Annotated in this window: 15 protein-coding genes; 8 read left to right on the forward strand and 7 right to left on the reverse strand. The window is 45.1% G+C overall.

All coding sequences use genetic code 11. From position 1 onward, the window contains the following. Positions 1-15 precede the first annotated feature (15 nt). Complete coding sequence (locus tag SVI_RS15200) at positions 16-801, forward strand: phosphatase PAP2 family protein (protein WP_041420004.1); 786 nt, start codon at positions 16-18, stop codon at positions 799-801. 105 nt (positions 802-906) lie between these two features. Then, entirely contained in the window at positions 907-1101 is a 195-nt protein-coding gene (locus SVI_RS15205; RefSeq protein ID WP_013052492.1) for a hypothetical protein, read from the forward strand. A 79-nt stretch (positions 1102-1180) separates the two neighbouring features. Here the strand turns inward: SVI_RS15205 and SVI_RS15210 are convergent, their stop codons facing one another. Together SVI_RS15210 and SVI_RS15215 are read right to left on the reverse strand one after the other, a co-directional pair. Next, the gene (locus SVI_RS15210) at positions 1181-2473 is read right to left on the reverse strand and encodes a DEAD/DEAH box helicase (protein ID WP_013052493.1); all 1293 of its coding nucleotides are present in this window, start codon (positions 2471-2473) and stop codon (positions 1181-1183) included. A 65-nt stretch (positions 2474-2538) separates the two neighbouring features. Next, positions 2539-5595, reverse strand: coding sequence for an EAL domain-containing protein (locus SVI_RS15215; RefSeq protein WP_013052494.1), 3057 nt, complete (start codon positions 5593-5595; stop codon positions 2539-2541). A 490-nt stretch (positions 5596-6085) separates the two neighbouring features. Between SVI_RS15215 and SVI_RS15220 the strand changes: the two genes are divergently transcribed. Further along, positions 6086-6556, forward strand: coding sequence for a thioesterase family protein (locus SVI_RS15220; RefSeq protein ID WP_172634442.1), 471 nt, complete (start codon positions 6086-6088; stop codon positions 6554-6556). Positions 6557-6605: 49 nt separating this feature from the next. Here SVI_RS15220 and SVI_RS15225 read toward each other — a convergent pair whose 3' ends face one another. Together SVI_RS15225 and SVI_RS15230 are read right to left on the reverse strand one after the other, a co-directional pair. Further along, on the reverse strand, positions 6606-8105 hold the full coding sequence (locus SVI_RS15225; RefSeq protein ID WP_013052496.1) for a putative bifunctional diguanylate cyclase/phosphodiesterase: 1500 nt from the start codon (positions 8103-8105) through the stop codon (positions 6606-6608). A gap of 281 nt (positions 8106-8386) precedes the next feature. Continuing rightward, positions 8387-9229 (reverse strand): HDOD domain-containing protein, encoded by an 843-nt coding sequence (locus SVI_RS15230; protein WP_041420409.1) that lies wholly within the window; start codon positions 9227-9229, stop codon positions 8387-8389. A 300-nt stretch (positions 9230-9529) separates the two neighbouring features. Between SVI_RS15230 and trhP the strand changes: the two genes are divergently transcribed. The 5 genes from trhP to SVI_RS15255 all read left to right on the forward strand — a co-directional run bounded on the left by trhP (position 9530) and on the right by SVI_RS15255 (position 13876). After that, positions 9530-10909: a prephenate-dependent tRNA uridine(34) hydroxylase TrhP gene (gene trhP / locus SVI_RS15235; protein ID WP_013052498.1), complete on the forward strand. Its 1380-nt coding sequence runs from the start codon at positions 9530-9532 to the stop codon at positions 10907-10909. A 193-nt stretch (positions 10910-11102) separates the two neighbouring features. Beyond that, the gene (locus SVI_RS15240) at positions 11103-11357 is read left to right on the forward strand and encodes a YfhL family 4Fe-4S dicluster ferredoxin (protein ID WP_013052499.1); all 255 of its coding nucleotides are present in this window, start codon (positions 11103-11105) and stop codon (positions 11355-11357) included. Between the two features lie 353 nt (positions 11358-11710). Continuing rightward, a complete protein-coding gene (locus tag SVI_RS15245; protein WP_013052500.1) occupies positions 11711-12325 on the forward strand; it encodes a heavy-metal-associated domain-containing protein in 615 nt (204 codons plus the stop codon). A gap of 131 nt (positions 12326-12456) precedes the next feature. Continuing rightward, on the forward strand, positions 12457-13287 hold the full coding sequence (locus SVI_RS15250; RefSeq protein WP_231847732.1) for a transporter: 831 nt from the start codon (positions 12457-12459) through the stop codon (positions 13285-13287). A gap of 214 nt (positions 13288-13501) precedes the next feature. After that, positions 13502-13876 (forward strand): hypothetical protein, encoded by a 375-nt coding sequence (locus SVI_RS15255; RefSeq protein WP_013052502.1) that lies wholly within the window; start codon positions 13502-13504, stop codon positions 13874-13876. Positions 13877-13939: 63 nt separating this feature from the next. On the opposite strand, the gene SVI_RS15260 is transcribed toward SVI_RS15255, so the two are convergent. From SVI_RS15260 to ubiT, 3 genes are all read right to left on the reverse strand, one after another. Further along, positions 13940-14176 (reverse strand): GDCCVxC domain-containing (seleno)protein, encoded by a 237-nt coding sequence (locus tag SVI_RS15260; protein WP_013052503.1) that lies wholly within the window; start codon positions 14174-14176, stop codon positions 13940-13942. Between the two features lie 216 nt (positions 14177-14392). Next, complete coding sequence (gene merR / locus SVI_RS15265; RefSeq protein ID WP_049791114.1) at positions 14393-14818, reverse strand: Hg(II)-responsive transcriptional regulator; 426 nt, start codon at positions 14816-14818, stop codon at positions 14393-14395. A 66-nt stretch (positions 14819-14884) separates the two neighbouring features. Beyond that, positions 14885-15397, reverse strand: a complete 513-nt coding sequence (ubiT, locus tag SVI_RS15270) for a ubiquinone anaerobic biosynthesis accessory factor UbiT (protein WP_013052505.1) — start codon at positions 15395-15397, stop codon at positions 14885-14887. Between the last annotated feature and the right edge of the window lie 156 nt (positions 15398-15553).

A 15553-nucleotide genomic window follows, 5' to 3' on the forward strand; every position in this document is an offset into this window, starting at 1 on the left:
AAAGAGAGAATAGCAATGATTCAAGAGACAACTGACAGGCAGCATTTCTCTATCAAGAAGCACTTCACTTATCCCTTAATGACGTTTCTCTTCATTGCCGGCCTATTCGAATATTTTAAATTCGATCTATCCATAGCTAAGTTCATCTTCAATCTTCAGGGCGGAGTCGATAATTGGCCATTAAGATATCACTGGCTGACCGAAACTGTGCTCCACGAAGGCGGACGACACTTTATTATTTTATTAGGCGCGCTACTGCTTTGCATCATAAGCACAAGCTTTAAACGCTCAACCTGGTGTAAATACCGATCTTGCCTGATCTATCTGTTTATCAGCGTACTCACCAGTATTTTACTGGTGAAATTCATCAAGGATGTCACCCATGTCAGCTGTCCCTGGGATGTGATTCAGTTTGGCGGCAGTGTTCCATACGTGCCCACCTTCAAGCCCTTGCCTAAAGGCACCCCCTTGGGTCAATGTTTTCCCGGAGGCCATTCCAGCGGCGGTTATGCCTGGGTAGCCCTGTACTACTTTTTCCTTCAGGTAAAACCTGAATATCGTAAATTAGGCTTAGCTTTTGGTATCGGCTTAGGCGGGCTATTTAGCCTGACTCAGCAATTGAGAGGCGCGCATTTCTTTTCCCATGGGATCTGGAGCTTGGGCATATCTTGGTTTGTTGCAAGTATCCTTTATTACTTATTGTTTGTTCGCCCCCGACTCCAAACTCAGCAAACGAAACCACAGCCGAATTTGGCTTATTCACCAGAAAACAAAGAAGTAAAATTTAATAAGGCACTCTGATGCACTCCATGACAAATAGGACTAGTATCGAAAGGTAAGGCAATGACTCAATATTCGGGCTCAATATAGGCTCGATAGAAAAGTGATAAATTCACAGGAGTGATTATGCATTTGATTATGAAGAGCCAGTTCGATGACTTGAGACTGAACGATGATCACGAATACAGCGCCGATGATAAAGGTGGCAAGAAGGTGGTAAAAATCTTCAAGGACGGCCAGCTGATCGCTAAAAAGATAATAGTTAAACGTTCGGTGCAATATTTTGGTGTCACTGGCATCGAAGAATTTTTAACCCACTAATACCATAAACACCGTAAACAAAAAAAACAGCTAAAAGCTGTTTTTTGTTTATCTGCTGGTGATACCAATTGGTATACGATTAACGCTTCTTATCTGTACGTCGGTTAGCATAGCTTGACTTAGCACCGTCAGAGCGACCCTTAGGCTTGCCCTTATGTTTATTGACAGGCTTTCCTTTACGTCGCTCAAATTTCTTCTTAGTGCTTGTCACATCTTGAGTCTCGCGATATCGAGCCGGCAGAGGCGCACCCAGCTCGTAACCAGGCAGAACGATGCGCGGTAACTTAAGCTCAATCAGACTCTCAATCTCCTCCAGCATCTCCTCATCCGATGGACAGACAAAGGAGATAGCTCGCCCGGTTAAGCCTGCACGACCAGTACGGCCTACACGATGAATATAATCCTCGGCCCCATAAGGCAGCTCTAGGTTAATCACCAAAGGCAGCGCCTGGATATCTAGTCCCCTCGCTGCTACATCTGTAGCCACCATCACTCTGATCTTACCCGACTTAAATTCCTCTAAGGTGCGATTTCTAGCCCCTTGAGTTCTGTCACCATGAAATACACCACACTTGATGCCATCTAAGCTGAGTTCACTCTTAAGGTGCTCGGCGCTCTCCTTGGTGGTGGCAAAAACTAATACTTGTTGCCAGTTATTGCGCCCAATAAGTTCAGAGAGCAGTTCGGCTTTACGGCGTTTATCGACCAGGTAGATCTCTTGCTCGACACTGGCAGCAGAGCGAGTCTGAGCGACATTAATCCACTGGGGAGAGTTGAGCATCTTCTCGGCTAATAGCTTCACTGGGTCGCTATAGGTCGCCGAGAAAAAATGCGTTAAATGCTGGGATGAAACCAGAGACTTAACTTTCTCGATATCACGGACGAAGCCCATATCCAACATTCTGTCCGCTTCATCTATGATAAGGCTAGTCACCTCAGATAAATTGAGCCCATGCTGACCAACAAAATCGAACAGTCGACCCGGTGTAGCCACTAAGATGTCGACTCCGGCATTTAATGCCTTACGTTGAGGGTTCATGTTCGCCCCACCATAGACGGCTAACGTCTTGAGGGACGTAAACTGGCCATAGCGAGTGATATTCTCGGCCACTTGAATCGCCAGCTCGCGGGTAGGTGTCAGAATAAGGCCACGTAAACAAGGAGACTCATGGTCTTCCTTGAGTAAGCGTTCCAATAGAGGCAAGGCAAATGAGGCGGTCTTACCCGTTCCCGTTTCGGCGCATGCCATAAGATCGACCCCGGATAAAGCCAGCGGTATGACCTCAGATTGAACCTGTGTGAGTTGCTGATAACCACATTCATCTATGGCTTGTAGCAGTAAGGGGTTCAAGTCGAGGGCGTCAAATTTCATGGAGAGCTCGTTGGTTTAGGTAAATATAAATGAGCGCGGAGTCTACCAAAATCCGACTTCACTGGCTACGACGATGCCTGTTCATGTTTCATCTGTGCGATAGCGCGGATATATTTATCTTCAAAATCGGCAGCTGGGATGGGTCTAGAGAAAAGATAACCTTGACCATAGTCACAACCGGCCTTAGTTAAGATATCTCTCTGGTACTCGGTTTCGACGCCTTCGGCTATAACCGTCATGCCTAACTTATGTGCCATGACGATAATCGCCTCGCATAGTGTCACATCATCGGTATCAGATTCTAAATTACGGGTGAAAGACTGATCAATTTTAAGATAATCTATGTCAAACTTTTTCAAGTAAGCCAGTGAAGAATAACCTGTACCAAAATCATCCAGTGAAACTTGTATTCCCGCGTCACGATAGGCTAATAACTTCTCCGATACCCCCATGCTTGCATCCAGTAATAAACCTTCGGTGATCTCGACGCAGATACTGTTACTCGCAAGCTTTAGCTCCTTTAATTGCACGATCCAGTCTTCAAAACTATCTCCCTCGTCTCTAAACTGTACGGGAGACTTATTGATACTGATCTGCAGCTCTACACCATACTTGTCACGCCAATGTGCACACTGTTTTGCCGCTTGTGAAAACACCCAATTACCTATCTCTATAATAAGCCCCGTCTCTTCGGCAACTGGGATAAACTCGCCAGGAGATACCAAGCCTCTTTCGGGATGATGCCAACGAATAAGTGCCTCGGCCTTATGGATCTCTCCGTTAGGCAGGTCGATAATGGGCTGATAAAAAATCTCAAATTCTTTGTTATTTACGGCTTGGCGTAAATCACGGATCAATATCATCCGATAACGCGCTTCTTCCTGCATCGAAGCCGTAAAGTAATGGAAACGATTTCTCCCGAGATCTTTAGCCGCATACATGGCCTGATCGGCATGTTTAAGTAAACTCTCTATGCTCGAAGCATCATCGGGATATAGGGTGATACCAATACTGGCACTGATGAAGGCTGTGTCATTTCCCAGATTAAAGGGTTCAGATAAACGGGTTAGAATATTAGCCGCTACCCTATCGACACCTTTATGATCGTCGATGGCCGAAAGCACTAAAGTAAACTCATCACCTCCTAATCTGGCAACAACATCGGATTCACGTATACAGCTTTTCAATCGCTTGGCCGTTTCAACCAATAACAGATCACCCACATCATGGCCTAAGGTATCGTTAACCTCCTTAAAATAATCCAGGTCTAGAAACATCAAGGCCAAGTGTTGCTTATTACGATCAGACTTAAGCAACTCAGTGCCCAGATATTCCAACAACATGCGGCGATTAGGCAGTCCAGTCAGAGGATCATAATTAGCCTGCTTCCAGATGATGTGCTCGGCTTGTTTTTTTTCTGTGATATCGGAGAAGAGCGCGACGCGTCGATAGACTTCGCCTCGGCTGTCATAGATGGTATTGATGGTTAACCAGACGATATATTCAGTGGCATTCTTATGTTTTAGCCAGATCTCTCCTTGCCACTTTCCGGTCTCTATTATTTGTAAGCTCATCTGCTCGAACTGAGTTTTATTGGTCCTTTCACAGCGCAAAATATCAATATGTTGGTCGATGACCTCATTTTCGAGATAACCTGTTATCTCAGAAAATGCCGAATTGATGGTGATTATTTTACCCTGACGGTCTTGCACACTCATGGCTTCGCTGGAATTGTTGTAAACAGAAGCCGCTAGCTTTAACGACTCCTCGACGCGTTTTCTATCGGTAATGTCCGTATGGGTACCACACATACGCAGGGGGACCCCTTTGGCATCTCTGCTGACAACCTTGCCACTGTCTAATATCCAGCGAGTCTCTCCCGAAAGCGCCACCAGTCGGTACTCGATACTATGTTGGACTGTATCCCCTTTTAGATGAGCATCAACTGAGTGCAGCACAGCCACCCTATCCTGTGGGTGTATGCCGTTTATCCAGATTCTCTCGTTGTGCTGAATCTCGTAGACACTACAACCTAGTAGCTCGGCACATCGCTCATTCCGGTCGACTTTATTGGTCTTTATGTCCCAATCCCATAAGCCTAATTCACTACTACTGAGCACTAATGCAAGCTGCTCCTGACTCGAACGCATTGCCGATTCGGCTTGCTTCTGAGAGGTAATATCCAACAAGCCTGAAATAACCAACTGCACCTTAGCATTGACTCTTTGGCAAGCTACCGTCAGATGGGTATAGACTATGCTGCCGTCTTTAGCGACGAAACGCTTGTCCATCTCATACTCATCAATCTCACCTTGCAACATGCGTTCAAACTGAAGTAAATCTGTTTGCAGATCTTCAAAATGTGTCATCTCCACCCAGGTTTTGGTCAACAACTCAGCCTGGGTATATTTCAGCATCTGACATACCCTAGGGTTCACTTTTACCCAATGCTGATCTACGGTAGAAATGCCGATTCCAATATTGCCGATATTAAACTGCGAGCGAAACATAAAGTCATCTTGCAGCTGTATTTTGGCATCTCGCTCTATCTCCAGTCTTCTGCTCAGGAGTAAGCCGAGTAAAGTCGTGGCAACAGGAAAAATCAATAATACAGGCAGACTCAGCTGCATCAGAATATTAATTGCCATATCAAATGGCAGTATAAACATCCAACTTAAGCTGAGCAGGTTGAGAATAAAGCCAAACAAATAGAGCTCTTTATAACTAAGATCGGCAATCGCCGCCTTACGCTTATAACGCCATAAGCTGCCAAATAGCCCAGATGATATGATGACCCCAAGTCCAGCCCAAACAGCAATGCCTCCCTCCATGAGTCGATAAACAGCCGCGATACTGACGGCGATAAAGGTAGGAAGAGCACCAAAAAACAGACCAGAAATAGCTAAAATGACAGAGCGGGTATCGAAAAATACACCTGTTTGATACTCCCAAGGAGTCATCATAGTCATAATGGTGATCCCACCTATGACGGCTCCCACCGATAATCGCCATATGAAGAAATATTCATTCTGCTGCTTTCTAGGCACTGCATCATAGACAAACACCATGGCTAGCAGTAACGCGGCATTCTGTACCAGGGAATAAATTACTTCTGAATCCATGAGTCGTCGTTATTCTCTCAGCAATAATAGTAAGTTTATAACTTTGAGTGTAGCAGAAGCATACCATTAGTGAGACGGCGAAAATAAGCTCAAAACAGAAGACAAACATAAACTTGGAGTGAGTAATGACTTCCTCTACAAGTATTAAAGCATATGGCATAAGCATGTTTAACTTAGTCGTTTAGCGATATTTTCATCCCAAGGATGGGTGCCCGCCGATAAAGCACTGACCTTTAGCGATCATCCAGCCCAGACCTAGCAATCCCCGCCTAAATAAGCGCCATAAGTTACTTCTGGAAAATGACTGGATAGCGGCCTTAACTCACTCAATCCAGATGGCTGTTAGCAAAAAATATGAGTATCTTGCTAAGCTAATACTCCTAGCAAGTAATACTGACAATTAATCCTGACAAGTATAAAGGTAAAACCTATTCGTTTTTTCTCTGTGCTAGACTAGCGCCAATTCCCAGAGGTATTGGCTCAGACAACTATGCACAAGACAGTTCAAAGCAGTAAAGAGATGAATTACAGCAAGACGTTCCATTTCCCAGTTCAAATCTATTACGAAGATACTGATTTTTCAGGCGTGGTTTATCATCCTAATTTCCTCAAATATTTTGAGCGAGCCAGAGAGCATGTCATAGGAGCTAATACATTAGCTTCACTCTGGAATCAACAAGGCTTAGGTTTCGCCGTCTATCGCAGTGATATGTTGTGTCATGACGGAGTCGAGTTCGCCGATATCATAGACATCAGGACTCGTTTCTACTTCGAGAGTAAATACAGAACGGTCTGGCATCAGGAAATTTGGCGACCTAATGGCAAAAAACCTGCCGTCACCGCCAACATAGAGATGGTGTGCATGAATAAGGCGAGGCAACTGGCACCTATGTCGGCAGACTTGTTGGCACACTTAAGCCAGTCATTTACTGAGAGCAAGCAAACAGTGTCGACTCTTTGAGACTAAATGACTCTGAGTCGCCTGTTGCTTATATTAATGTATATTAAAGTTACCCAGTCAGTTCCGCTTCGATCTCTTTAGCTGTCATAGGTTTAGCAAAGAGATCCCCCTGGATTTTATCGACGCCCATCTCAATCAGAGCAAGATTTACGGCCTGAGTTTCAACCCCTTCGACAGTGGTACTAAAGCCCAATCCTTGCGCTAGCTCTATGCTAGAACGCATGATATGTGCCGCACGTTTGTCGGTCAAAAGATCATCGAGAAAAGCCTTATCAATTTTAACTTCATCCACTGGAAAGTTTTTAAGATAGGCCAATGAGGAATGACCTGTACCAAAATCATCTATGGCAACGTCTACCCCGACCTCTTTTAACTTCTCAATGGTGGCGATCGCCAGATCCATATCATCCATAAGCTGACTCTCGGTGATCTCGATAGAGAGTGAACCGGCTGACACACCATAACGACTAAGCTTATTCTGAATATCGTCGCACAATGTGGCGCTAATCATATCTTGGGTCGAAAGATTTACCGCAACCTGAAGACGGATCCCCATGGTCTGCCAACGAGCCTGTTGAGCAATCACTTGCTCCAACGCCCACTGGCTAAGCAGCTCAATCATGCCGGCATACTCGGCCAAGGGAATAAATTCACCAGGAGAGATATGGCCTAACTCACTATGCTGCCATCTCATTAAGGCTTCTACTTGAACGTAGGTGCCCAAAGCCACATCGAGCTTAGGCTGATAAACCATGTACAGCTGACCTTGTTGGAGTGCCTTAGGCAGATCGTGAATAATACTCAGTTCACGCTGCTGACTCAGATCATCCCCTAGGGCATAACTGGCAAAGAAAGGTTTATGTGATTTAGCCTTGATGAGGGCGAGATCTAGGCGTCTCAACAGGGAGCTAACATGGGTATGATGCAGATTGAGATCGACAAATCCCATCTGGATCTGTACCGAAATGGTACTCCCCTCTATTTCATAGGGGACTTGAAGCCGTTCTCGCAGTGCCAACAAGCTGCTTTCACTCTGTTGCACCTCAAAGTAAATAAGAAACTCATCTTCGTTCATTCTCGCCACATATGCAGCCTGAGGTTCTGAGCCCATAAGGCGTTGCGACACTTGTCTGAGTAACTCATCTCCTACCGAGAATCCAAATAGGTCGTTAACAAACCTAAATCGATAAATATCGATTAAGACTAAGCTACCTTGCTCTATGGTGCTCAATCCACTTAATCGTGATTTGACCCCGAGACGATTAGGAAGTCCGGTCAACTTATCTTTATCGCTTGGTCCCGGTAACTCAACGATGAACCTTTGTAGCTCATGATATAACCGAGTATATTTCTTGGGAATCTTATCTAATGAAGTAACCAGCCCTTGAGAGTCACTCGATGGCTTGATTCCAAACTTATCTATTGGTTGCTGAATGAGGTTTATAAGATGTTGAACAAAAGCAGTTTCACGCTTTTTATGCCGGTACCAAATGATGATACCAGCGATACAAATTAACCCTAAAACCCAAAAATACCAGTCGCTTTCCACGCGAATAATTTAACTCCTCAAAGAATTTTTTTGACTACTTGGCTAGTTGGCCAAATGTTCTACTAGCCTGTAGCGTCTATAATCTCGCTTGCTAGTCGTAACTCAACTTGACTGTATGATACTTCTCAAAGAATACTTATTTGGTTAGTAGGCTAATGTTCTACTAGCCTGTAGCTCCTATAAGCTCGCTTGCTAGTCGTAACTCAACTGACTGTATGATACTTCTCAAAGAATACTTATTTGGCTGTTCTACTAGCCTATAGCGCCTATAAGCTCGCTTGCTAGTCGTAACTCAACTTGATTGAATGATACTTTTCGAGGAATTCATCGCTGGCTAATTCATCTGGCGACACAGGTAAACCACGTTGCACGAATACATTTAACCTCTCCCCTAGATCTGCTCCAGATCTGAGTTCTCCAGTATAGAAGGCTGCGGCTCGAACAAAATCCATATAAGAGACATTATCAGGCAGATAAGAAAGATCTGACCATCTCTCAACAACTTCCATCACTTCTGGAGCAAAGTCCCAGCTCTTCAATACTGCACGGCCTATGGGCCCCTGCATCTTACGCACTAAGCCTCTTAGCTGATCGATACTGGTAAAGAGTTCAGGCTGAGCTTCGGCTTCGGTTAATACAGGCAGAGCACCGATATTATGCACCAGTCCCGCTAAGGTTAAAGTATCGAAACTAAGCCCACTGCCTTTATGAGACTTATTATAGATCTGTAACATGGCACAAGCTGCAGAAGTCACCTCGATAGAGGAACACCATACCTCATCCATCACCTCCCACACCATTTCATTAGTCGAAATAAACAGCTGCTCCATGGCAACTGAGGTGGCTATGGTCTTTATCTGAGTCAAGCCTATACGAGTCACTGCGCTATTAATGTTCTCGGCTTTCACCCCACGGCTATATAAGGCACTGTTAGCCACTTTGATCATTCTTGCTGAGATGGCTGCATCTTGGCCTATGACCTCAGCAACCTGTTTAGGGCTTGAATCGGGCCGGGATACCACCTCCTGAACTCGCATAGCCACCTCAGGTAGCGTCGGCAAAACTAGGGAGTCAGCCTTTAATTTCTTTAAAAGCCTGACCAATAGTTCATGTTCAGTAGACATTTGTGCTCCCATTATCTCTTTAATAACTAGACTCAAGTCGATGAGTCTACGGAGTATATCAGCAGAGTCGTTAACTAGACGCGCAAAAAGTATCCGTACAGTTAATATATTGTTTAAATTCTAGTTAACTTTAGGATTTTAGGAAGTAATTTTCTATTAATCCTTCAAGTAAAGCCTAAGTACTGATGCCAGTATTTGATTAAGATCTCGTTAATGTAAGCTCAATTTGATTAAGGACATTGGCTCCGAGTAAAATGCTCGCCCGCTTGTTGCGCCTTTAACTGTAAATTGAGAATCATTATGTTTAAACCAGAGCTACTGTCTCCCGCTGGGACACTGAAAAATATGCGTTATGCGTTTGCCTATGGTGCAGATGCTGTCTATGCAGGCCAGCCAAGATATAGCCTTAGGGTGAGAAATAATGACTTCAAGATGGAAAATCTGGCTACAGGTATCCAGGAAGCCCATAGTCTAGGTAAGAAACTCTATGTTGTGAGCAATATTGCTCCACACAACACTAAGTTAAAAACCTATATCAGGGATATGGAACCCGTTATTGCCATGAAGCCCGATGCCGTGATCATGTCAGATCCAGGTTTAATCATGATGGTCAGAGAAGCCTTCCCAGAACAGGTAGTCCACCTATCGGTTCAGGCTAACGCCATCAACTGGGCCTCGGTAAAGTTTTGGCAGCAACAAGGCATTAAACGAGTCATTTTATCCCGTGAACTGTCTCTGGATGAAATTGAAGAGATACGTCAGCGTTGCCCCGATATCGAATTAGAAGTCTTCGTTCATGGCGCACTCTGTATGGCCTACTCGGGCCGCTGTCTGCTGTCAGGCTATATCAACAAGCGCGATCCTAACCAGGGCACTTGCACCAACTCATGCCGCTGGAAGTACGATGTCCATGAAGCTAAGCAGACTGAGACTGGTGACATAATAGCCGTGAATTCTCAAGGACTTGTGGATCACAATGGTGTCCAAATTGAGAAGCCTACATTAGGTGAAGGCCAACCCACAGATCAGGTGGTATTACTGCAAGAGGCAGGCAGACCCGGTGAGTATATGCCGGCGTTCGAAGATGAACATGGTACCTACATCATGAACTCCAAAGATCTGCGCGCCATTCAACACGTAGAACGCTTGGCTAAGATGGGCATAGACTCCTTAAAAATCGAAGGCCGGACTAAGTCTTTCTATTATGTCGCACGCACGGCCCAGCTCTATCGTCAGGCAATCGAAGATGCTGCATCGGGTAAAGATTTCAATCGCACCTTGATGCATAACCTCGAAGGCTTGGCACACCGTGGCTATACCGAAGGCTTCTTGCGTCGTCACGTCCATGATGAGTACCAGAACTATGACTATGGTTACTCGATCAGCGACACCCAACAGTTTGTCGGCGAGTTCACCGGCAAGCATAACGATGCTGGTATGGCTGAGATCGATGTTAAGAATAAGTTCTCCGTCGGTGACAGTGTCGAGGTGATGACTCCTCAAGGAAATCTTACCCTCACCATAGAACAACTGCTCAATCGCAAAGGCGAAAATGTCGAGGCTGGATTAGGCTCGGGCCACTTCGTCTTCTTGTCGCTACCCGAGGGAGTTGACACGGATAAGATGATACTGCTGCGTAACTTGCCACAGGGACAAGATACCCGTAATCCACACGCTTAAAATTAACTAGCATCAGCTCGAAGCAAAGAGTCTCCTAGACAAGTGCTTCGAGCTATATAAGCCGTAAGTGGAAAGTCGAAAGCGATAGGTTTTAGGACCTAGACAAAGATATATCAGGTATCGACTGCGGCAGTTGATACCTAAGACTAAACATTTATGCATGCACAACTGGTAAAATAGGTAATAGGAAAAGATGGCATTATTGATCGACGACAGCTGTATCAACTGCGACATGTGTGAGCCCGAATGTCCTAATCAAGCGATCACTATGGGTGAAGAGATCTATGAGATAGATTCAGAGCTTTGCACCGAATGCGTGGGTCATTATAAAAAGCCTACCTGTATCTCGGTATGCCCCATCGACTGTATCGACCCAGATCCCGCTCACCAAGAGAGCGACGACGAACTGCTAGTCCGCTATCATTTGATCACAGGCAAGCCCATCTAGCTGCTAAGCCTTTTATATCTAATATCTAAAATCAAATACCTAATACCAAGTCTCAATGGGGCAACAAGCCAACCAATAGCTATAAGCCCTAGCTGAATTCCATAGTTAACTCTCTAATTCAACTCTCTAGTTAGCATCAATAGTTCAAATCTCTAGTTAGAATCAATAGTTCAAATCCATAGTTAGCATCAATAGCTAACATCTATCGCTCGACCTTCGCACCTGTTAGTCAGCAAGCACACCTTTATACCAATCGGTATTATAAATACTTCATCAAAAATTTGACTTGGAGTCGAGTCCGGCTACTAGGATTAGTATAAGAGCGGTTAATCCACTGATGATTGGTGATCCCCATGACTATGTTTCTCAAACTGGTTTTTGTCTCCTTCTTATCCGGACTATTAGTCATAAACGCCGCCGCACAAGTAAGTGCAGAGTCTGACCAAATCAGTCGTCTCACCATAAAGGTGAGAGGCATAGTCTGCTCATTCTGTGCCTTCGGGGTCGAGAAGAACCTGTCTAGACTGCCCTTCTTAGACAAAACACAATTTGGTCAAAATGGAGTATTGATCAACATCAATACTCAAGAGATCACCTTAGCCTTGTTAGCCGATAAACCCGTAGCCTATGCCGACATAGCCACTGCCATCACTAAGGGAGGTTACGATCCCATCTCCTATCATGGGGTCATCGAAGGTGTTATCCACAGCCGTGACGGCAAATTATACCTGGTCGACCAAGGTAAGCAGCAAGTCTATCACTTACCCCAAACGGCCGAGTTAACCCATATTAGCGGAAAACGAGTACAGCTAGATATTAGCCTCACCTCGACTCAAGCTAAGGCCAGTAATGCCGAAGAAACTTCAGTCTCTGAATATCGAGTATCCCATGTCTATGACTCCTCAGAGCCTAAAGTTCATCATTCACAATCCAGCATCAGTAAGCTAAAGCCTGGCCGTGATTTATGAGCAAGCTATATATGAACAGGCTATATATGAACAACTTATGTATTAATAGCCGTTTTATTCATAACCTATGTATGAGTATCCGTCTATGGTGTCGGCTTTACATGGTGTTTCTGATGCTAGGTTTCACTGTAATGTTCACATCCCTGCCAGCTCTTGCCCACCAGCCGGTGATGGATATGGCGCCTCGTTGGGAAGGCGGTTGGGGCTTTCAGCTACGCCAACAAAATATTAGCGCGGACACCTTGCTCGACGGTACAACAAAAATAGCTAATCAAGCCAAGCTCAGTATAAACATCGACAAGCTCTGGCTCGAAGGCATCTATACCTTTAAACGAGAAGTCAGGCTCAGCGTCAAACTGCCCTATATAAAACAGAGCCGCACTGTGATTAGAGCTAATGCCCCGGTATATGAAAGTGGCTCTGGCATAGGCGATCTGATCATAGGTCTGCCACTGAAACGATATAGGAATGAAATAGACTCCACGGGGAATATTGCCATCACCCCCAGTATCCGCCTACCTACAGGCAGTACAGATGCTAGCTTTCCCCTGGGAGATGGCAGCATAGATCTAGGCTTGAGTCTCTCTGCCAGTTTCGAGCAGGCAAAATGGTACCAGTACTACGACCTCTTCTACTGGATCAATAACCAGGGCAGCAAGCAAATAGATAAAGGCGATGAACTTGGCCTAGACATCAACATAGGCTGGCACCCTTATCACGATAACCTAAGTAACACTGGGGTATTTCTGATGCTGGATATCAGTGCCAGACTGGAACAAAAAGGCCAAGACTCGGCTGGGATAACAGGCGGGAAGCGAGTATCTGCCGGTCCCGTATTCGTCTGGTATCGCGCCGGTGCCATGTTGCGCGTCGAATATAAGCTACCCCTGTATGAAGATGTCGAAGCCATTCAAGTATCATATGGCGATGAGTTTACCTTAGGTATCGGCTTGGTGTTTTAAAGGTATAGATCTTCTAAAGACACCTTACTTGCCAAGCCATTAACCCATAACGAAATAACAACCAAAACATTGATTTTAAAGCATTAATACCTAAAGCAGGATTATCAGGGAGGTAGGAGGTCGGCGAGCCTAATTTTTAAGAGTTTGATTTCAGAGAAGCTAATTTCAGAGAGATTAGTTTCAGAGAGATACAGATTCAGGAGAATAGTGACAGATGATTGATCGAGACCAGCTCACCACCAACGCCTCCTTACTGGGCGGCTTAAGTCTGGCCCTGATTGGCACGACTTGCTGCGCCCTGCCTATATTATTGCTGGCTCTGGGGATGGGCAGTGCCGTCGCTGCTATGGTCTCGGCCATGCCCTGGTTAGTCACAGTTTCTCAGTACAAACACATCACTTTCACCCTCACAGCATTCATACTGGCTTACAGTTTCTACAGGCTCACCAAAATGACCGCATGTGAGTCAGATTCCAAAAACACACTGAAATGGCAACGACGAGCACTAGGGCTAAGTAGCGCTATCTTGATATTGTCTATGTTTACCGCCTACCTATTACTCCCCTTAAGCCTCTGGCTGGCAAGATAGTGAGATCAGTACTGAATCAGCTTATGCTAGTTCAGTTCAGTCCATGATAAGAAGCAGAACACCTTAAGCGCTACAACAAGCGCCCTGGCCTTTCTGAGCTGGTGCTAGCTGGATAGGTGGGCAAGGCACTGAGCCGTAGGAACAATACACGCAGCAGTCTCCGGCCTTAGGTTTTAACACATTATGGCATTGCTCACATTCATAGAACCATTGGCAGGCATTAGTTGGCATGGTCTCCATCTTACGATTACCACACTCTGGGCAGGTTAATACCGACTCTAAGATCACCTTAGCTGTCATGACTCATTCCCTTTATATCAGTTATTGTTACAGTCTCTGCTTGCTCGTTCCCATGACTTATGAGGAGTAAGTTGCACCTTACTCGCCAACATCAAGGGCCTTACACTCGGCTTGCCATCAAATCTATCCACATGTGCTTATGCTTAGAGTGTAAAGCCTGTACCTAGATACGGAGTCAATAGACAAGTATTAAACTCATCTTAAGAGATGCCATGGCTAATTTTTAGAAAGGCCATGGCTAGTTTTAACCAGTGCATGCTCCGGAACCAGAGAGGAAATGATGGGACAAGAGGTTTCATCAGCATTATGGCGACACTTATCGACCAAATTAGCCAGACTCAGCTCTAGTCGTTGCAGCTCGTCTATCTTAATCCGCACCGCCAATAGCTTCTTCTGCGCCAGTAGCTGAATATCGCTGCAGTGTTCCCCGCTCAAGGAGATCAAGGAAGCTATCTCATTGAGAGTAAAACCCAGCACCTGGGCACGGCGGATAAATATCAGTCTTAGCAAGGTGTCTGTTGGGTAATCTCGATAACCCTGAACGGGTTTCGCTGGCTGTTTAATTAAGCCTTGTCTTTCATAATAGCGCACCGTTTCAACATTGACCTCGGCGGCTTTAGCGACTTGTCCGATAGTAAACATATAGCCTAGGGATAACGTCAATCGTTACCCCTATAATACTCAGCTCCTAGGACCTAGACAATAAATCTATGCCAGCTCAGGTTCAGCCTTAAGCTGCAGCTGACAAATAACTTGTGCCATCTTTTCTATGCTTTGTCTGATAGGAAATGGCAAGGTATCAAACTCGACACTGAGTAGCAGGTTCTTCACCTCTAAGCCCAGCTCAGTATCGCCTTCGATGGACAGTTTACGTTGGAAAAAAAGCGTATCGGGATCTTCTTTACCCGCTGCGACCAGGAGCAGTTCCTTTGAATTTCCCGAGAACACTACTTGTGCATCGTTTCTTGGACGTACCAACCAACGAGAGTCGTAGCTGACTTCAAACTCCAAGCCCATATCCTCGACATTAATGGCCACCCAACGTCCAGCCAGAAAATCCAACTCTTCATCTTCCCCCTGCTGCTTAAGCATTAAGCCTAATAGTCGAACTAATACATCGGCCTTTAACTTGAATGGCACCAGAGCCAGTGGTTGGCGCAAAAGCTTAGGAGCAAGGTTGAGGAACTGCTTGGCGATATTGCCTGAAAGTGGTAACTGCATATTAATCTGGTATCCAATAGCCTAAATAACTCTCTACCTATAACAGCAGAGCCGAAAAGAAAACGAGTTTACCCATATTTTATGATCACAAACCTGTTTTACATCAAGTATTGGATAGCCAATCCCTTTTACACTCCCTTTTCGATTTTTTGGAGC

This window comes from Shewanella violacea DSS12, from assembly GCF_000091325.1.
Classification (GTDB): domain Bacteria; phylum Pseudomonadota; class Gammaproteobacteria; order Enterobacterales; family Shewanellaceae; genus Shewanella; species Shewanella violacea.

Coding starts and splice junctions, on each gene's coding strand:
- SVI_RS15205 (WP_013052492.1), top strand. CDS start 907: ATGCATTTGATTATGAAGAGCCAGTTCGATGACTTGAGACTGAACGAT.
- SVI_RS15210 (WP_013052493.1), bottom strand. CDS start 2,473: ATGAAATTTGACGCCCTCGACTTGAACCCCTTACTGCTACAAGCCATA.
- SVI_RS15240 (WP_013052499.1), top strand. CDS start 11,103: ATGGCATTATTGATCGACGACAGCTGTATCAACTGCGACATGTGTGAG.
- SVI_RS15220 (WP_172634442.1), top strand. CDS start 6,086: ATGCACAAGACAGTTCAAAGCAGTAAAGAGATGAATTACAGCAAGACG.
- SVI_RS15255 (WP_013052502.1), top strand. CDS start 13,502: ATGATTGATCGAGACCAGCTCACCACCAACGCCTCCTTACTGGGCGGC.
- SVI_RS15200 (WP_041420004.1), top strand. CDS start 16: ATGATTCAAGAGACAACTGACAGGCAGCATTTCTCTATCAAGAAGCAC.
- SVI_RS15245 (WP_013052500.1), top strand. CDS start 11,711: ATGACTATGTTTCTCAAACTGGTTTTTGTCTCCTTCTTATCCGGACTA.
- merR (WP_049791114.1), bottom strand. CDS start 14,818: ATGTTTACTATCGGACAAGTCGCTAAAGCCGCCGAGGTCAATGTTGAA.
- trhP (WP_013052498.1), top strand. CDS start 9,530: ATGTTTAAACCAGAGCTACTGTCTCCCGCTGGGACACTGAAAAATATG.
- SVI_RS15230 (WP_041420409.1), bottom strand. CDS start 9,229: ATGTCTACTGAACATGAACTATTGGTCAGGCTTTTAAAGAAATTAAAG.
- ubiT (WP_013052505.1), bottom strand. CDS start 15,397: ATGCAGTTACCACTTTCAGGCAATATCGCCAAGCAGTTCCTCAACCTT.
- SVI_RS15250 (WP_231847732.1), top strand. CDS start 12,457: ATGTTCACATCCCTGCCAGCTCTTGCCCACCAGCCGGTGATGGATATG.
- SVI_RS15215 (WP_013052494.1), bottom strand. CDS start 5,595: ATGGATTCAGAAGTAATTTATTCCCTGGTACAGAATGCCGCGTTACTG.
- SVI_RS15260 (WP_013052503.1), bottom strand. CDS start 14,176: ATGACAGCTAAGGTGATCTTAGAGTCGGTATTAACCTGCCCAGAGTGT.